Below are 16,293 nucleotides of genomic sequence, written 5' to 3' on the forward strand. Positions count from 1 at the left end.
AGTCCGGTGCGGACGGGTAATCATTTAGGATGTCGTAGGAGAATATAACGCAAAATACCGTTTGCGTATCGACTCCGGCGACATCAGGCTTACCTTTCCGTTATACAATAAATAAGGTATTCAGCGATATATTTATTTATTAGCTTACGTCCGATTTGGCTGATTGCTAAATTTTCCGTGCCGCATGACGCATTATTGGCTCCCCGTCATCCCCTCCGCCCCGTTTTATTCTGCCGCCGGCCGTCGCGCCCCGCACCGGACGCCCTCCGATCCCGTAGCGGCCATCGACGGCGGATAAAAAGCGCGTAATATCTTATCGAGACCACCGGCGTCGGCATCACACGGCGCTTGACGTCACGCCCACCGCTTTTCATTATATAAACAAATATATAGCGATAGCGGTCTCTGCGCCGGGTAACCGCGCAGGCGCACCGCCGAGGAGAAGGGTTATGCTGATCGATGAAATAGACTTCGCCGCGCTGTACCGCCAGCAGCTGATGCAGGCACAGCGCACCGCCAAGCCGCCAGCGCACTGGGATCGCCGGGCGCAGGCCATGTCCGTCACCTGCGCCGCACCGCAGGACCCCTATCTGCAGCAGCTGACGGCGGCGATGGATCTCAGCCGGGCGCAGACCCTGCTGGACGTCGGGTGCGGCCCCGGCAGCGTCTGCCTGGCGACGGCGCCACGCCTGCGCCAGACCTATGGCCTAGACTACAGCCAGGGTATGCTGGCGGTCGCCGCCCAGCGCGCCGAGCACCTGCGCCTGGATAACGTCACGCTGATACGGCGCGCCTGGGAGGAGCCCTGGGACGACATTCCCCGCTGCGACATCGTCGTCGCCTCACGCTCGACCCTGGTCGACGATCTGCGCCCGGCGCTGGCCAAGCTCAATCGCCACGCCCGCCAGTGGGTCTACACCACTCACCCGGTCAGCAGCAGCTTCGTTGATCCGCAGATCCTACGGGCCATCGGCCGCCCGATCCGCGAGCTGCCCAACTATATCTATGCCGTCAATATTCTCTACCAGATGGGGATCCACGCCAGCGTGAGCTTTATCGGCGCCCCCGCGGGCCTGCAGCACGCGGCGACGGTGGCGCAGTTTGCCGATGCCATCGCGCTGGCGCTGGGCGAGGTCACTCCGCAGGAGCGTCAGGCGCTAGAGGCCTATTATCACCACTGCCGGCAGCGGGGACGCGCACCGGCCGGAGCACGGCGTGACTGGGCGCTGATCGCCTGGCAGCCGCAGCCATTAACGGAGGATCGGGAATGATTTTTATCAGCGACAGCCAGCTGGACGCCTGGCTACAGGAGGATATCCAGGGGGGTGACATCACCACCCGCGCGCTGGGGATCGGCGAACGGCGCGGTGAGATGCATTTTTACCATCGCCAGGGGGGCTGCGTCAGTGCCATCGCACTCACCTGCCGCATGCTGGCCCGGCTGGGGCTGGAGAGCCGCGCCGCCGTGCGCGACGGCGATCGGGTCGAGCCCGGCGCCCTGCTGCTGCAGGCCTGCGGCAGCGCCGCCGCGCTGCATCAGGGCTGGAAAGCCAGCCAAAATCTGCTGGAGTGGAGCTGCGGGGTCAGTGACTACGCCGCCCGCATGGTGGATATCCTGCACCGCTACCAGCCCGAAGGGCAGATAGCCTGTACCCGCAAGTCGATCCCCGGCACCCGGCTGGCGGCCATGCAGGCGGTGCTCGACGGCGGCGCCATTCTGCACCGCGCCGGCTGCGCTGAAACCGTTCTGCTGTTTACCAATCACCGGCGTTTCTGGCCGCAGCCCGATGACTGGCGAGGCATGGTGGCGAGGCTGCGTCGCCAGGCGCCGGAAAAGTGCCTGATCGTCGAGGCGGATACCCCGCAGGAGGCCGAGGCGGCGCTGGCCGCGCAGCCTGATATTCTGCAGCTGGATAAGTTCACCCCGGCGCAGATAGCGCAGATCCGGACGCAGGCGGCCACGCTGGCCCCCCGCTGTCGCCTATCGCTGGCCGGCGGGATCAACCTGGACAGCATTGAGGCCATCGCCCAGACGGGCGTCGGGCTGCTGATCACCTCGGCGCCTTACCACGCGGCACCGGCGGACATTAAAGTCCGCCTGATGCCCTGCGCCTAACCCCGCAGCGGGGGACGCCGTGCCCCCGTCTCCGGCTTAAAAGCGGTAGCCGACGCCCAGATTAAAGCCGTTAATGCTGTGCTTGCTGCCGCCCAGATCGACGCGCGATCCCTCATAGCCCACATCGATGCTCCAGTTGGCCAGCGGGTTAATCTGCAGGCCGGCGCCGTACATCAGCGACCCCTTAGTGCGCGTTTGCTGCAGACTGCCCTCTTCATAGCCGCCGACCCACACGTCACGCCAGGCGGCGGAGACCGCGGTTTTATTTACGTTAACCCCCAGCAGACCATAAACGCTGACGCTATCATTAATCCGCCAGGCCGGGCCTGCCGCCAGAGAGTAATATTTCAGATCCCCATTACCGCGATAATATTCCGGCCCCGCGCTTTCATTGAACGCCTTGCTGCCGCCCATATAGGTAAAGGAGGTCATCAGGCTAAGGGGAGAGTCCCACTCATAGCGATACTTAAGATTAACCCCGGTGATATTTTTAAAATCAGCCACTTTGGCCTGGGCATAGCCCAGTGAAACCGTCTGCCCCTCGGCCATTGCCGGCGCAGCGGCGCCCAGGGAAATCAACAGAGATACTGCACAAAAACTTTTTTTCATTATGATTATTCCTAAAAATAAATAATATATACATCCAGAGACAGCCAGATACGCCTACGGCCAGCGGCGCGGCGCAGTCGCTGAATGGCGTACCGTCTTATTTTAGCGACGCGAAAGTGCCGCTATGACCGGCGTAAAATAACATTGAAAAATATACCAAACATAAACGAACCCTCATTTTCCACGCTCTACGGTGGATAAATAGGAATAGCGGAAAAAATTACATCGCTTTTACCGAGTAGTCACTTCGGAGTTTATTTAATTGTATTGCAAATAAACCTTAACGCTAAAAAATACCACTAGGAATAATACCAATTTATTTAAAACAGCTTGATCTCAGAGTATAAGAATGAATAATATCCAGCCGGTTTCGGCACAGCATCACAAATAACTAACCAAAAATAGGTATCTATAATGAAAAAAACAACTCTGGGTAAGTTCTTTTTTATCGCAGGCGCCTCAGTGTTATTAAGTGCCTGCGGCGGGGTCGCGCTCCAGCCCTATGCCGCCTATGGCACACCGGTCAACGTCATCGCCCCCGCCGGACAGTATAGCGAGTGGCACACCGACAGCCGCAGCCATACGACCGGCGATAGCCATACGCAGTCTCAGGGAAGCTGCACCCAGAGTGAGGACAGCGTATTCAGCGATAACGGCGTCACCCGCACCCGCCAGAGCAACTGCAACAACAGCAGCCAGACCCACAGCAGCAGCACCACCAAAAGCCGCTCCAGCAGCGTCGGCTTCAGCGTTGGTGGCCCTATCGGCGCAAGCCTTGGGCTTATCAAACAAATGGAAACCATAAACCGCCCAGACAATAACACGATGGGGAACCACGATATGTTCAAAAAGTTCGGTTTCTAAATGTCCGGCGCACGTATCGCCGGCGCGTCATTACCCCGGCCAGCCGGGCCTGCCCGGAAGACGCTGCGGGCACGGCGAGCCGGAATGCCACCCGGCGATAGAGACGCGGGAACAACAGAATAAGACGCTGGCGCAGCGTAGACGATGGCCGGTGCGGATAAGCTAAACGCTATTTTCCTCTGACCCAGTGGGAGAGATTATGATCGCACGTACGCTTTTGTTCTTGGCACTCAGTTTACCGTTTATCACCCATGCAGCCCCCCTGCCAGGAGATAATATGACCCTGTCCCAGATCAGCCCTTATGACTTCCCGCAAACCCGTCAACGCCTGCTGGATACCATAAACGCCCGCCACCTGACGCTCTTTGCCGAACTGGACCACGCCGCGGCCGCCCGCCAAAGCGAACTAACCATGCCGCCCACCACGGTGCTGGTCTTTGGCAACCCCAAAGGCGGTACCCCACTCATGCTGGCCCACCCGGAGCTGGCGCTGGCGCTGCCCTACCGGGTGCTCATCACCCAGCAGCCAGATGGCCACGTGCGGGTCAGCTACCCAGACAGCGCCGACTATGCCCGCTATGGGCTGAACGACGCCGAGCTGGCACAAATGGCCAACATGCCCGCCGTCGTGCAGGCCGCCCTGCAGGCGCAAAACGGCGTTTAGGGCATCCTGCGCCAGCGTATGACACGCCGCCGACCACCATCAGGCGCCTGGCGGCCCCGTTTGGCGCTACGCCGACTACTTCACTGTCCATCCCTGGCTGTAGCCTTCGTCAGCAAACAGCTCCGCCAGCCCGCTGATCTGCTTGAGCCGCAGCACCTCATCGGCATCCATGCCCAGCTCTTCGCCGATGCGCCCCTCGTCCCAGCCCAGGCGGTGCAGATCGCGGACGATATCGGACATCGGCGCGATCTGGTGCTTGCCGCGGGCTCGGTTATGACGGATCGTGGCCGCAATGCGCGCCGCCGCATCCTCACGCGCGCTGGCCAGCAGCGTCACCGGCAGATAGCCCTGCAGACGCCGGCGTAACGCCCCGTTCTTGCGGCCCAGAAGGTAGCGGTGAAAACCGTCGATCACCACGTAGCGCTCTCCCTGCGCCACCGCTACCACCGGCTGGGTATAGCCGTCCGAGGCCAGCGAACGCTGCAGCAGCCGCTTTTCGACCGGCGCCATCACGTTGGGGTTATAGTCATTGGCCTCAACCTGTTCATTGGCGATCCACAGTACGCAGTCCACCGGCTCGTCGGCAAAGGGGCTGTAGCGATGCAGCAGCGTACGCAGCCGATTAAGCAGCGCGACGCGCTGCGCCGTCTCCGACTGAGACTCCAGCAGGCCGATCAGCGCCTGCTCTAGGGCTTCTAGGGTCATCTCAGATAATCTCCCATTGATGGCGCTTCTGCTGTATGCGTTTAACATAGCGTGCGTAGGCCTGTGGCCGATTGGGGCTGAATGACAGCGTTCGACACCAAAAGTCATTTTTTATCAGTGTCTTGCAAATCCGACGCCACGAGGGAATATCCCGAGCGCCCAGATCGCGCTCCTGGCTATCGGGAATATCCTGCGGGTAGCCATGGCTCAGATACCAGCGCAGATAAATGGCGATCTTATTGCGGTAATGCTCCGCCGTTTTCTGCGGCATGCTGGCCAGCAGATAGTGGACATAGCTCTTCCAGGTATGCTGGGGCGGCTTGTCGATCTGCCGATTGAGGGCATAAAACGCCCCGCTCTGATTGGCGTAGATGGCGCCGCCGTTGGCGCCGGCAACCCGCGAGCAGGCGCGTCCCCAGGTCGCCGGCTCCAGCACGTGGTACAGCCACAGCCCCTTACGCTGCTCCGGGCCAAAAGGCTCGCAGATACGCATCTGACGCAGCGGTACCCCGGCGCGATACATCAGATCATACAACGGGTTATAAGGCAGACGCTGCTGCGCGTTAAAGTGCCAGATATCGCTGGCCTTCCAGTCATACAGCGGATAGGCGGTATAGTAGAAGCCATCCTGGGAGGCGGTCGTCCAGGGCTTGTCGTCGTCATAGCGCAGCTTGCTATGCGACGCCACCGCCATAAAACGGTTCAGGGACTCATCGGCGCGGATCCCCACCAGCGTCGCCATGCTCTTACGCCCCGATAGCCAGAGGGAAAAGGCCACCACAAAGGCTTCGAAGCTGATACCCGGCGTATGGAACGGGAAGAAGGCCGGATCGGTGATGGCGTCCGGCGGCGGTTGGCGCACCCACGTCACCCCCGGTTGCCAGCAGGTCCACTCCGTTTCATACTGCGATACCCCGCTGGCCGTGGTCAGCGGCAGCGCCACCCAAAAGAAACGCTCAATCACATCCTGGTAGCGCTGACGCATACGCTCAATATGCTGGATAGTATGGCTGAACTGCACCTCCCAATCGACAAACAGCACGAAGATACGGCGCTTTTTCCTGCGCGCGACCTCGGCGGCAATATGCAATAAAACGGTAGAGTCCTTGCCGCCGGAAAATGAAACACACACCCGGGGAAAGGTGTCAAATATCCAGTTCATCCGGGCATAGGCGGCAACGAAGACGTTCTCCTTCAGCGGGATCTTTTTCATAATTTTCCTATATAATTAATATTTACACATCATTAAAATAGATAGCAGGCTTAGCGTGTTTTGAATATTAAATTTAAATACCAGCGCAACGCCAACGTTTTTTAATCCAATTATTCTAGCGATCACAGTTTTATTATTATGAATAAATATTTGGAATGAATTCACCAAGACAAATAAATATAGAAAATAATTTAACGTCCGACCGACAATAATCGCGCCGCCGCCGTATAGCATCAATGGCAACGCCGCGCCGCCGCAGGGGAATAACAATATCGTCCGCAGGCCAATTCATCATAGAAATTGTCTATGCTATACTATGAAAATCAAGTAATTATCAGGAGATATGTCATGCCCGAGCGTACGGATAACGACGCATCCACCGGCAAGCGTCTACCTATCCTGGTATTTGGCGCATTGGGCATCGTCTTTGGCGATATTGGTACCAGTCCGCTCTATACCCTGAAAACGGTACTCTCTCTGGCCGGAAACCCCCATGCCCCCGCCGATGTGCTGGGGCTGCTTTCGCTGGTATTTTGGACGCTGGTCATTATTACCTCGCTTAAATATGCCCTGTGCGTCATGCGCATCGATAACCACGGCGAGGGCGGTATTCTGGCGCTGATGTCCCTGCTGGTGCGCCACAAACATTCGCGACCGGCCATCGTCATGGCGGCCCTGTTCGGTGCGGCGCTGATCTATGGCGATGGGGCGATCACCCCGGCCATTTCAGTCCTTTCCGCGCTAGAGGGGCTCAATCTGGTCATGCCGCAGCTGGATCCCTATATTCTGCCAGCGACGGTCGTCATTCTGGTGCTGCTGTTCGCGCTGCAGCATCTGGGAACCGCGCGGATCAGCAAGCTGTTTGCCCCGATTATGACGCTGTGGTTTCTCTCTATCGCCGCGCTGGGCATCTGGGGCATCAGCCGTCATCCCAGCGTACTGCTGGCGATAAATCCCTACTACGCCATCCACTTTATGCTGACGCACGGCACGCTGAGCTTTGTCGTGCTCGGCGGCGTCTTTCTGTGCGTGACCGGCGCCGAGGCGCTGTACGCCGATATGGGCCACTTTGGACGTAAGCCGATCTGGGGCGCCTGGTTCGGCATCGTCTTTCCCAGCCTGCTGTTGAACTACGCCGGGCAGGCTGCCCTGGTGCTCTCCGGCGCCGATCTTAGCCAGAACATCTTCTACCTGCTCTGCCCGACGCCGCTGGTGATCCCGCTGGTGATCTTGGCGACCCTGGCCACCATCATCGCCAGCCAGGCGATCATCAGCGGCGCCTTCTCCATGACGCGCCAGGCTATCCAGCTCGGCTGGCTGCCGCGCCTGCAAATCAAGCAGACCACCGAGGAGAGCTACGGCCAGATCTATATCGGCAGCATCAACCTAATGCTGATGATCGTCACGCTGCTGCTGGCCATCTTCTTTAAGACGTCGGAAAACCTGGCCGCGGCCTACGGCATCGCCGTCTCGCTGACCATGACCCTGACCTCGTCGCTGCTGTTCATCGCCATGCGGGAGATCTGGCGCTGGTCCCTGCCCGCCAGCCTGTGCGCCGCCGGGTTCTTCATGTGCGTGGATCTGCTGTTCCTGTGCGCCAACCTGACCAAGCTGCTGGAGGGGGGCTATATCCCGCTGCTGCTGGCGCTGGCCATCTTCACCCTGATGCTGGTCTGGCATAAGGGCAGTCGGATGGTGCTGCGCAAAACCCAGGAGCGCATGATCCCGCTGGCCAGCTACCTGCACACCCTTGAGGCGCAGAATATCCCGCGGGTGCCCGGCACCGCGGTGTTCCTGACCCGCTCCTCCGCCGGAGTGCCATCGGTGATGCGCCTGCACGTACAGCGCAACGGTTCACTGCACCGCAACGTGCTGCTGCTGACCATCCTGGTCGACAATATTCCCTACGTCGCGCCCGCGGAGCGAGTGACCCTGACCCAGATAGCGCCCAATCTGTGGCGTTGCAGCGCACACTACGGCTTTATGGAGCACCCCAACATTCCCCAACTGCTGAGCGGAGCCGACTTTGAGCACTGCCAGAGCGATCCCAAGGAGATGACCTACTATATCGGCCATGAGTCCCTGATGATGAAGGATCGAAACAAGGCGTTCCCTACCTGGCAGCGTAAGATATTCCGCGTCATGATGCGCAACAGCGCCCATGTCACCGACTACTATTATCTGCCCAGCGATCAGGTCGTCGAAATCAACCGCGTGGTGGCGCTGTAAGCCCTCCGGCATCCTAAAAAAAGGGCGGCCCGCGGGCCGCCCTTTATCCTCTGCGCGGCGCTACCCATCGGTATTCCAGATCTCGCGGCAGTAGCCACGGATGGTGTAATCGCTGGAGAAGTGCCCCATCCGGCTCATCCCCCACAGGGTGCGGCGGTGCCATTCGCTATGCCGGCTAAAGTCCAGCTGGGCCTGCTGGTGAGCGTGGCGATAGTCATCAAAGTCGGCCAGGTGCATGTAGTAATCCGACGCGGTCAGCATCTCATACAGCGGGCGGAACCGTTCGCGATCGGCGCACAGCTCACCGGACACCAGCGCGTCCAGCGCCATCTGTAGCGACGGCTGCTGGCTCAACACCTCATAGGGTCGGTAGCCCTGCGCCTTCCTCTGGGCTATCTGCAGCGTCGTGTGGCCAAACAGGTAGAAGTTCTGCTCTCCCACCGCCTGGCGGATTTCGATATTGGCGCCGTCCAGCGTCCCGATCAGCAGGGCGCCATTCATCGCAAACTTCATGTTGCTGGTGCCAGAGGCCTCCGTACCGGCCATCGAGATCTGCTCTGACAGATCGCAGGCGGGGATCAGCCGCTCCGCCAGCGAGACGCTGTAGTCCTCCAGAAACACCACGCGGATAACTCCGTTCACCCGCGGCAGCTGGCTGATGCGCCGCGCCACGCAGTTCACCAGCTGCAGGATCAGCTTGGCCAGGGTATAGCGCGGCGCCGCCTTGCCGGAGAAGAAATAGATCTTCGGCGTCGCCAGCTCCCCGCCCTCCTGCAGGCGCTGATACTGATAGATAATGTGCAATACGTTAAGCAGCTGGCGCTTATATTCATGGAAACGCTTGGCGTGAACATCAAACATGGCCATCGGATCCAGGGCGATCCGGTAGCGGCTGTAGACATAGTTACTGAGCGCCAGCTTATTGTCGGTTTTAATCCGCCGCACCCGATCCACCACCTGACCGTCGTCGCAGTAGTCCGACAGCTGCGCCAAACGATGGGGATCGTCCAGCCACCCCGGGCCGATAAGCTCGGTAAAAAACTGCGCCAGCGCGGGATTGGCCAGCTGTAGCCAGCGGCGATGGGAGATCCCGTTGGTCTGGTTGACGAACTTGTCGGGGGTCAGGCGGCTGAACTGCGGCAGCAGCATATCGCGCACCAGTTCGGAGTGGATGGCCGAGACGCCGTTGACCTTATGGCTGCCCAGCGTCGCCAGATTCACCATCCGCAGACGCTTCTCGCCGCTCTCATCGATCAGCGACAGCGACGGCAGCAGCGGCGCGGCGTCATCGGGATAGCGACGGCTGACCGTGGTCAGGAAACGGTGGTTAATCTCATAAATCAGCTGCAGATGACGGGGCAGCAGGCGCTCCACCAGCGGCAGCGACCAGCACTCCAGCGCCTCCGGCATCAGGGTATGGTTGGTAAACGAGCAGGTGCGGCAGGTCATCGACCAGGCCTCATCCCAGCCGATACGGTACTCGTCCACCAGCACCCGCATCAGCTCCACCACGATCAGCGCCGGATGCGTATCGTTAATGTGCACAGCCGCCCACTCCGGCAGCCGGCGAATATCCTGGTGCTCGGCGAAGAAATCACGCAGCAGGTCACGCACGGTGCAGGCGACCAGAAAGTACTCCTGGGTCAGGCGCAGCTCTTTGCCGGAGAGAATTTCGTCGGAGGGGTAGAGGATCTTGGAGATATTCTCACTGCCGATCTTCTCGCCGACCGCCCGCAGATAGTCCCCCTGGTTAAAGATGAGGATATCGAAGGAGTCAGAGGCCGCCGCGTGGTACAGACGCAGGCGGTTAACCCCCTTATCCTCTCCGCCGCTGACATAATAGTCGTTGGGAACGCCCAGCAGCACCTTCCACTCCAGCCACATCGGGTTATAGTTTCCCTGCGCGTCGAAGCCATGCTCTATACGCCCGTAGATCGGAATGATCATGCTCTGGCTCGGGTGCTGGATAATCCAGGGCGAGGCGGCCGAGTGCCACTCATCCGGTTTTTCGATCTGCTGATCATTGATGATCAGCTGACGGAACAGGCCGTATTCATACTTGATGCCGTGACCGCTGGCGGCGACGTCCAGAGTCGCCAGCGAATCCATAAAACAGGCGGCCAGTCGCCCCAGGCCGCCGTTGCCCAGCGCGGCGTCCGGCTCGCTGTCAAACAGCGCCTCCAGCGCCTGCCCCTCGGCCGCCAGCGCCGCCTGCGCCGTCGCGTACAGCCCTAGATTCTGCAGGTTAAAGCGCAGCGATTGGCCGATCAGAAACTCCATCGACAGGTAGTACACCCGCTTGCGCCGCTGATGCGCGTGACGCTGCCGGGTTTGACAGTAGGCGTCATACAGGCGATCACGCACCACCAGCGCCAGGGCATTGAACCAGTCCCGCTGGCCCGCCGCCGCCGGCTCCATACCGACGCGATGGCGCAGCGCGCTGACGATCTGGCGCTGCATACGGCTTTCACTGCTCTCGCTTTCCGCGCTATAGGACATACGCTGCTACCCCTGTTATCTCGGCGTGATACGCCGTTGGCTCTGCGGCGCGGCGCGCCCTGAGCCGTCGTTCCCGTCGCCATCGCCGACGCGCTATGCGCCCGGCCCGCGGCCCCCGTCATGCGCTATGGCGCGCACGTACCACCGCCCAGCGGCAGATACTTGATCAGCCGCTGCTCATTTCCCCCCGCGCCGTAGCGGTAGTGGTACTCATCGGTCATTTGACGGATCAATAGCATGCCCATGCCATGCTCCGGCCAGCTGCACGGATCGTCCATGTGGGGATCCGGCGCCGTCGGCCGCAGCGCCCCGCGGGGGATCGGCTGCCCGCGATCGCGCAGCACTACCTCCAGATGCCGGGGATGGCGCGTCAGGGTTACCGCCACCGGATGCGCCCCCGCCTGACCGTGACGCACGATATTGCTGAAGGACTCATTGGCGGCCAGCTCCAGCTGGAACAGAACGTCAGGGGGCGCGCCGCTAAAAAACTCCTGCAGCGCGGCTCCCAGCGGAGCCAGGCTATCCAGCGTCGCCGCCAGCGGAAATGAATAGGTGCGCAGCTTCATGCCCTACCGCCTCATGCGCCGTGCTGCGCCAGCATCTGCTGGCGATCGGTGCCGATATGAAAAACGCGATCCATCCGGGTGATGCGGAACATGCCCTGGATATTTTCATTCAGCCCGCACAGCAGCAGATCGCCCCGATTGTTTAACAGCTTCAGCAGCGATACCAGCGCGCCCAGGCAGCTACTGTCGATGAAGTCCACCTGGCTGAAGTCCAGCAGCAGCCGGTGGTGCCCCTGCTCGATCAGCGTAACGACGTTCTGGCGAAAGACCCCGGCAACCGACGCATCCAGGCGGCGGATCAGCGGCGAGACAATCGTCAGGCCACCCACTTCCTCTACGGCAAAATTCATATATTCTCCTCTACCCGTCCCTGCAGGCCATCGGCGCAGCGGGTGATCATCAACAGTGAAATATCATCGGAAAAGCGTTGATGTGGGGTTCCCTCATCGGGGCTGTGCCAGCGCGAGAGCGCGGCGGCCAGCGTCTGCAGCAGCTGCGGCGCCGCCGCGTGGCTCTGCGCCTGCAGCTCACGGCGCAGGCGCACCTCGCCGAACAGCTCGCCCTGCGGGCTGTCGCACTCGCTGACGCCATCGCTGTACAGGCACAGTCGATCGCCGGGAGCCAGCGTCAGCGTATGATCCTCATACTCTGCCCACTCAAACATGCCGATCGGCAGACCGCCGTCGCCAACGCCGCTCAGGCTACCGTCCGCCCGGATCCACAGCGGCGTAGGATGCCCGGCCTGACACAGGGCTATCTGGCCGTCACGGGTGTCCAACACCCCGTACACCAGGGTGAAATAGCGCACGACGCCATCCTCCTGCGGCTCCAGGCAAAAGCGACGATTGAGCTCGCTCACCACCCGGTGCGGCGGCGCAGGATCCTGCGCCGAGGGGGAGAACAGCAGACTGTGCGTCAGCAGCGCGCTGTTAAACTCCTGCGCCACCGACTGCGCCAGCATGGCGGCGCTTACGCCGTGTCCGGCCACATCCACACAGTAGAACGCCAGATGATGCGTATCCAGCAGAACATAGTTCAGCAGATCGCCGGACACATAGGCCGAGGGCAAGAACAGCCAGTCGGCATGGAAGCCGTTAATGGTTTGGTCGTGAGAGGGCAGCAGATTGCGCTGCATCGCGGCGGCGGCCTGCAGATCGGATTCAATCTGCTGATAGGCATGGGCCAGCGTAGCGTTGCGCGCCGCCAGCGTGGCCTCCAGAGAGATGATGCGTCGGGCGGCATGCAAGCGACTGCGCAGCTGCCCCTGATTGAGGGGTTTCGTCAAGAAATCGTCGGCGCCGGCGGCCATTCCGGCCAGCATATCCTCGGTTGACTGGCGGATAGTCAACAGGATCAGATAGATATAGTGACCATAGTCTCCGGCGCGGATCGCCCGGCACAGCGCGGCGCCGTCCATCAGCGGCATCTCCCAGTCGCTGATCACAATATGCACCCGATGGCTCGCCAGGCACGCCAACGCCTGCTCACCGTCCTGCGCCTCGATAACCCGGTATTGCCAGCGCGCCAGGATCGTCGCCAGCAGGCGACGATAGCCCGGTGAGTCATCCACAATCAATACCGTATCGGCAAGCAAGACGCTCTCCGCTACCATGGTCATCCCCCGGGCCACGCCCGTTGACGTAATAACCGAGTACCCTGTAGCAAAGATAGATAACAACCCGGCGGCTCACCAATTTTTCCGCCGTATTTTATCGCCGGACGCGCCCTAAACGGCGGCGCCCGCACCGTGAGTCACCCCCTGCGCCGCGTTAAAACTGCAGCCTCAGCCAGGCGAAATAGACGTTGCCGTTATCATAGGTGCCTGGGATATACGTCATTTGCAGCGTCAGCGGACCATAGCCGACGGAAGCCATCGGTAATATCACCGGAATCGGTATATAGCGCCAGTTATCACGCATGGTCACCCCCACGGTATAGCCGGCGCCCCAATGAAAGTCCGATCCCTCCAGCGGGCGCCAGGTCGCCTCCCAGCCATAGCCGCCGATCGGCTCCCACTTATTAAACGAGTCTTTAAACGCCATCAGGTACAGGCCGTGCCAGTTACCCTTCTCATCCCAGCGGGACTGGCCAAAACCAGCGCCCCACGGACGTTCGTTATAGGTATCGATCTTCTCCCGGCTATAGGCAAAGCGGGCGTGCCACGTAATCGCCGGCAGATACAGATCGTAATGCTGCGGCTGATCCCAGGTCTGAACAATATTGTTGCGTAACGTGTCCAGCATTCCTGGCTCAGCGGCGGAGGCCGCCCCAGCCAAAAAGACGGGCAATGCCGCCAACGCGGCCAGAATGTCATTATGCGTTTTCACTAAAACGGGTTCACTCTATTTTATTTAATGCAGGCGCCCATAGCATAAAATACAAACACAAACCATCTATAAACAAACAGCCGCACGCCTACGGCTCGCCATCATTGAAAACAATCACTTAATTATCAGTTAGATAAAACAAAATCGCGCTATTAAAAACGCCGCATAGAATACGCTTAATATGCGCTAACACATTCAAATCACGATTAATTTAATGACCAAGGTACCCTGCCGCCATCCCTGAAAAAGATCATCCAGGCGCGATAAAATAAGATATTTCTCACGCGGTAGCATATTTATATTTTATTGGCTGCGTAGCCACAGCGCGGTCGCCAGCCCCTTTCTGCCCGCGCCGTTGCCGCCCCGTGAGTTAGTGCTATGATGAATCCACCTCTGTCTGGCTGGCGCCAGCGACTTGCCATGATGGCACCCTTTTCAACCCTGCCAGCCAGCTCCAGCAGCGTTATACTGAGGTCAGGATCATGAGCGTAGACATCACCCACAATGACGCCCCTTTCGGTACTTTGCTTGGCTATGCACCGGGCGGCGTCGCAATTTACTCCTCCGACTATAGCACGCTGGATCCCCGGGTTTATCCCGATGAAGCCTCCTTGCGCAGCTACATCGACGACGAATATATGGGCCACAAGTGGCAGTGCGTCGAATTTGCCCGCCGTTTTCTGTTTCTGAACTACGGCGTCGTATTTACCGACGTCGGCATGGCCTATGAAATTTTCTCCCTGCGTTTTCTGCGTCAGGTGGTTAACGACAGCCTACTGCCGCTGCAGGCCTTCGCCAACGGCTCGGCACGGGCGCCGGTCGCCGGCGCGCTGCTGATCTGGCAGAAAGGCGGTGAATTCAAGGATACCGGCCACGTCGCCGTCATCACCCAGCTGCTGGGAGACCGGGTGCGCATCGCTGAGCAAAACGTTATCCACGCCCCGCTGCCGCCGGGACAGCAGTGGACGCGAGAGCTCACGCTGCAGCGACACCACGACCGCTATACCATTCGGGACTCGTTTGACGATACCGAGATCCTCGGCTGGATGATCCATACCGATGACGCCCGCGACAGTTTACCCCAGCCCACTCTCGCACCGCCGATGATGGCACTACATGACGCCCGGCGCAGCGATAGGGGGACCTTTGACGGCCGCTGGCTGAATGAAGACGATCCCCTCGAAAAGGCCTATGTACAGGCTAATGGGCACATCATCAACCAAAACCCGTATCAATATGTCACCATCAGCGAAAGCGCCGAGCAGGAGCTGATCAAGGCCACCAATGAGCTGCACCTGATGTACCTGCACGCCACCGATAAGGTGCTGCGCGATGACAGTCTGCTGGCGCTGTTCGATATTCCCAAGATCCTCTGGCCGCGCCTACGCCTCTCCTGGCAGCAGCGTCGCCACTGCATGATCACCGGACGCATGGACTTCTGTATGGATGAACGGGGGCTGAAGGTCTACGAATACAACGCTGACTCGGCCTCCTGCCATACGGAGGCCGCGCTGATCCTGCAGCGCTGGGCGAAACAGGGCGACGGCGTTCCGGGCTACAACCCGGGCGAGGATCTGCTCAACGAGCTGGCCGGCGCCTGGCGCCACAGCCACGCCCGCCCGTTTGTCCACATCATGCAGGATAACGACGTCGAGGAGAGCTATCATGCGCTCTTTATGCAGCGGGCGCTGTCGCAGGCCGGCTTAGATAGCAAGATAGTCAAAGGTCTGGCGGCGCTGCGCTGGGACGCCACCGGTCAGCTGATCGACGACGATGGGCGCCAGGTGAACTGCGTGTGGAAAACCTGGGCGTGGGAGACCGCCCTGGAGCAGGTGCGGGAGGTCAGCGACGCCGAATATGCCGCGGTGCCCATCCGCACCGGCCAACCGGAAAACCAGGTGCGGCTGATCGACGTTCTGCTGCGGCCGGAAATCATGGTGTTCGAACCGCTGTGGACCGTCATCCCCGGCAACAAGGCGATCCTCCCGATCCTGTGGTCGCTGTTCCCCCACCACCGCTATCTCCTGGATACCGACTTTGAACCGACGCCGGCGCTGATCCGCAGCGGCTACGCCGTTAAGCCGATCGCCGGACGCTGTGGCAGCAATATCGATCTGGTCAGTCGCCATGAGGAGGTGCTCGATACCACCAGCGGAAAATTCCGCGACCAGAAGAATATTTATCAGCAGCTATGGTGCCTGCCGCGGGTGGCGGACAAGCATATCCAGGTCTGTACCTTTACCGTGGGCGGTAGCTACGGCGGCGCCTGCCTGCGCGCAGACAGCTCATTGGTGATCAAGAAAGAGAGTGATATCGAGCCGCTTATCGTGCTCAAAGACAGTGAGTTTCTGAAGTAGGTGCCGACCTAAGCCCGCCGATCGGCGGGCTTAGGTGCGACGGAGAGCCTATTCCAGCAGAGGCTGGCGTTAACACGCGCCGAAGCGCGCAGATCCCCTGCGCACTCCCGCTCGTCAGGCGCCTACGCTGACTGATGGGATAGG

14 protein-coding genes are annotated in these 16,293 nt (G+C 60.1%); 6 read left to right on the plus strand and 8 right to left on the minus strand.

Annotation, left to right across the window (positions count from 1 at the left end; all coding sequences use genetic code 11):
- The first annotated feature begins 449 nt into the window (after positions 1-449).
- Both ETEE_RS03410 and modD read left to right on the plus strand, forming a co-directional pair.
- The gene (locus tag ETEE_RS03410) at positions 450-1,271 is read left to right on the plus strand and encodes a class I SAM-dependent methyltransferase (RefSeq protein WP_034164139.1); all 822 of its coding nucleotides are present in this window, start codon (positions 450-452) and stop codon (positions 1,269-1,271) included.
- Positions 1,268-2,116 carry a ModD protein gene (modD, locus tag ETEE_RS03415; RefSeq protein ID WP_034164138.1) on the plus strand — a complete coding sequence of 283 codons (849 nt, stop codon included), beginning with the start codon at positions 1,268-1,270 and terminating at the stop codon, positions 2,114-2,116. Before ETEE_RS03410 ends, modD begins: the two co-directional genes overlap by 4 nt.
- Positions 2,117-2,152: 36 nt before the next feature.
- On the opposite strand, the gene ETEE_RS03420 is transcribed toward modD, so the two are convergent.
- Positions 2,153-2,725 (minus strand): Ail/Lom family outer membrane beta-barrel protein, encoded by a 573-nt coding sequence (locus tag ETEE_RS03420; protein ID WP_034164137.1) that lies wholly within the window; start codon positions 2,723-2,725, stop codon positions 2,153-2,155.
- A gap of 414 nt (positions 2,726-3,139) precedes the next feature.
- Between ETEE_RS03420 and ETEE_RS03425 the strand changes: the two genes are divergently transcribed.
- On the plus strand, positions 3,140-3,589 hold the full coding sequence (locus tag ETEE_RS03425) for a hypothetical protein (RefSeq protein ID WP_034164135.1): 450 nt from the start codon (positions 3,140-3,142) through the stop codon (positions 3,587-3,589).
- Between the two features lie 277 nt (positions 3,590-3,866).
- Entirely contained in the window at positions 3,867-4,253 is a 387-nt protein-coding gene (locus ETEE_RS03430) for a DUF302 domain-containing protein (RefSeq protein ID WP_225865112.1), read from the plus strand.
- A 75-nt stretch (positions 4,254-4,328) separates the two neighbouring features.
- On the opposite strand, the gene ETEE_RS03435 is transcribed toward ETEE_RS03430, so the two are convergent.
- Both ETEE_RS03435 and ETEE_RS03440 read right to left on the minus strand, forming a co-directional pair.
- On the minus strand, positions 4,329-4,958 hold the full coding sequence (locus ETEE_RS03435) for a ParB N-terminal domain-containing protein (protein ID WP_034164133.1): 630 nt from the start codon (positions 4,956-4,958) through the stop codon (positions 4,329-4,331).
- Between the two features lies 1 nt (position 4,959).
- The gene (locus ETEE_RS03440; protein ID WP_034164132.1) at positions 4,960-6,171 is read right to left on the minus strand and encodes a phosphoadenosine phosphosulfate reductase; all 1,212 of its coding nucleotides are present in this window, start codon (positions 6,169-6,171) and stop codon (positions 4,960-4,962) included.
- 348 nt (positions 6,172-6,519) lie between these two features.
- Between ETEE_RS03440 and ETEE_RS03445 the strand changes: the two genes are divergently transcribed.
- Entirely contained in the window at positions 6,520-8,400 is a 1,881-nt protein-coding gene (locus tag ETEE_RS03445; protein ID WP_034164131.1) for a potassium transporter Kup, read from the plus strand.
- A 60-nt stretch (positions 8,401-8,460) separates the two neighbouring features.
- On the opposite strand, the gene ETEE_RS03450 is transcribed toward ETEE_RS03445, so the two are convergent.
- The 5 genes from ETEE_RS03450 to pagP form a co-directional block, all read right to left on the minus strand.
- Positions 8,461-10,899 carry a glycogen/starch/alpha-glucan phosphorylase gene (locus ETEE_RS03450; RefSeq protein WP_081854087.1) on the minus strand — a complete coding sequence of 813 codons (2,439 nt, stop codon included), beginning with the start codon at positions 10,897-10,899 and terminating at the stop codon, positions 8,461-8,463.
- Positions 10,900-11,024: 125 nt separating this feature from the next.
- Positions 11,025-11,465 (minus strand): ATP-binding protein, encoded by a 441-nt coding sequence (locus tag ETEE_RS03455; RefSeq protein ID WP_034164130.1) that lies wholly within the window; start codon positions 11,463-11,465, stop codon positions 11,025-11,027.
- An 11-nt stretch (positions 11,466-11,476) separates the two neighbouring features.
- On the minus strand, positions 11,477-11,815 hold the full coding sequence (locus ETEE_RS03460) for an STAS domain-containing protein (RefSeq protein WP_034164129.1): 339 nt from the start codon (positions 11,813-11,815) through the stop codon (positions 11,477-11,479).
- Positions 11,812-13,077: a PP2C family protein-serine/threonine phosphatase gene (locus tag ETEE_RS03465; RefSeq protein WP_034164268.1), complete on the minus strand. Its 1,266-nt coding sequence runs from the start codon at positions 13,075-13,077 to the stop codon at positions 11,812-11,814. The genes ETEE_RS03460 and ETEE_RS03465 overlap by 4 nt, the downstream gene beginning before the upstream one ends.
- Positions 13,078-13,234: 157 nt before the next feature.
- The gene (gene pagP / locus ETEE_RS03470; RefSeq protein ID WP_225865206.1) at positions 13,235-13,753 is read right to left on the minus strand and encodes a lipid IV(A) palmitoyltransferase PagP; all 519 of its coding nucleotides are present in this window, start codon (positions 13,751-13,753) and stop codon (positions 13,235-13,237) included.
- A 521-nt stretch (positions 13,754-14,274) separates the two neighbouring features.
- On the opposite strand from pagP, the gene gss reads away from it, so the two are divergent.
- Positions 14,275-16,149 carry a bifunctional glutathionylspermidine amidase/synthase gene (gene gss, locus ETEE_RS03475; RefSeq protein ID WP_034164128.1) on the plus strand — a complete coding sequence of 625 codons (1,875 nt, stop codon included), beginning with the start codon at positions 14,275-14,277 and terminating at the stop codon, positions 16,147-16,149.
- Positions 16,150-16,293 lie beyond the last annotated feature (144 nt).

It is taken from the genome of Edwardsiella anguillarum ET080813 (genome assembly GCF_000264765.2).
Classification (GTDB): domain Bacteria; phylum Pseudomonadota; class Gammaproteobacteria; order Enterobacterales; family Enterobacteriaceae; genus Edwardsiella; species Edwardsiella anguillarum.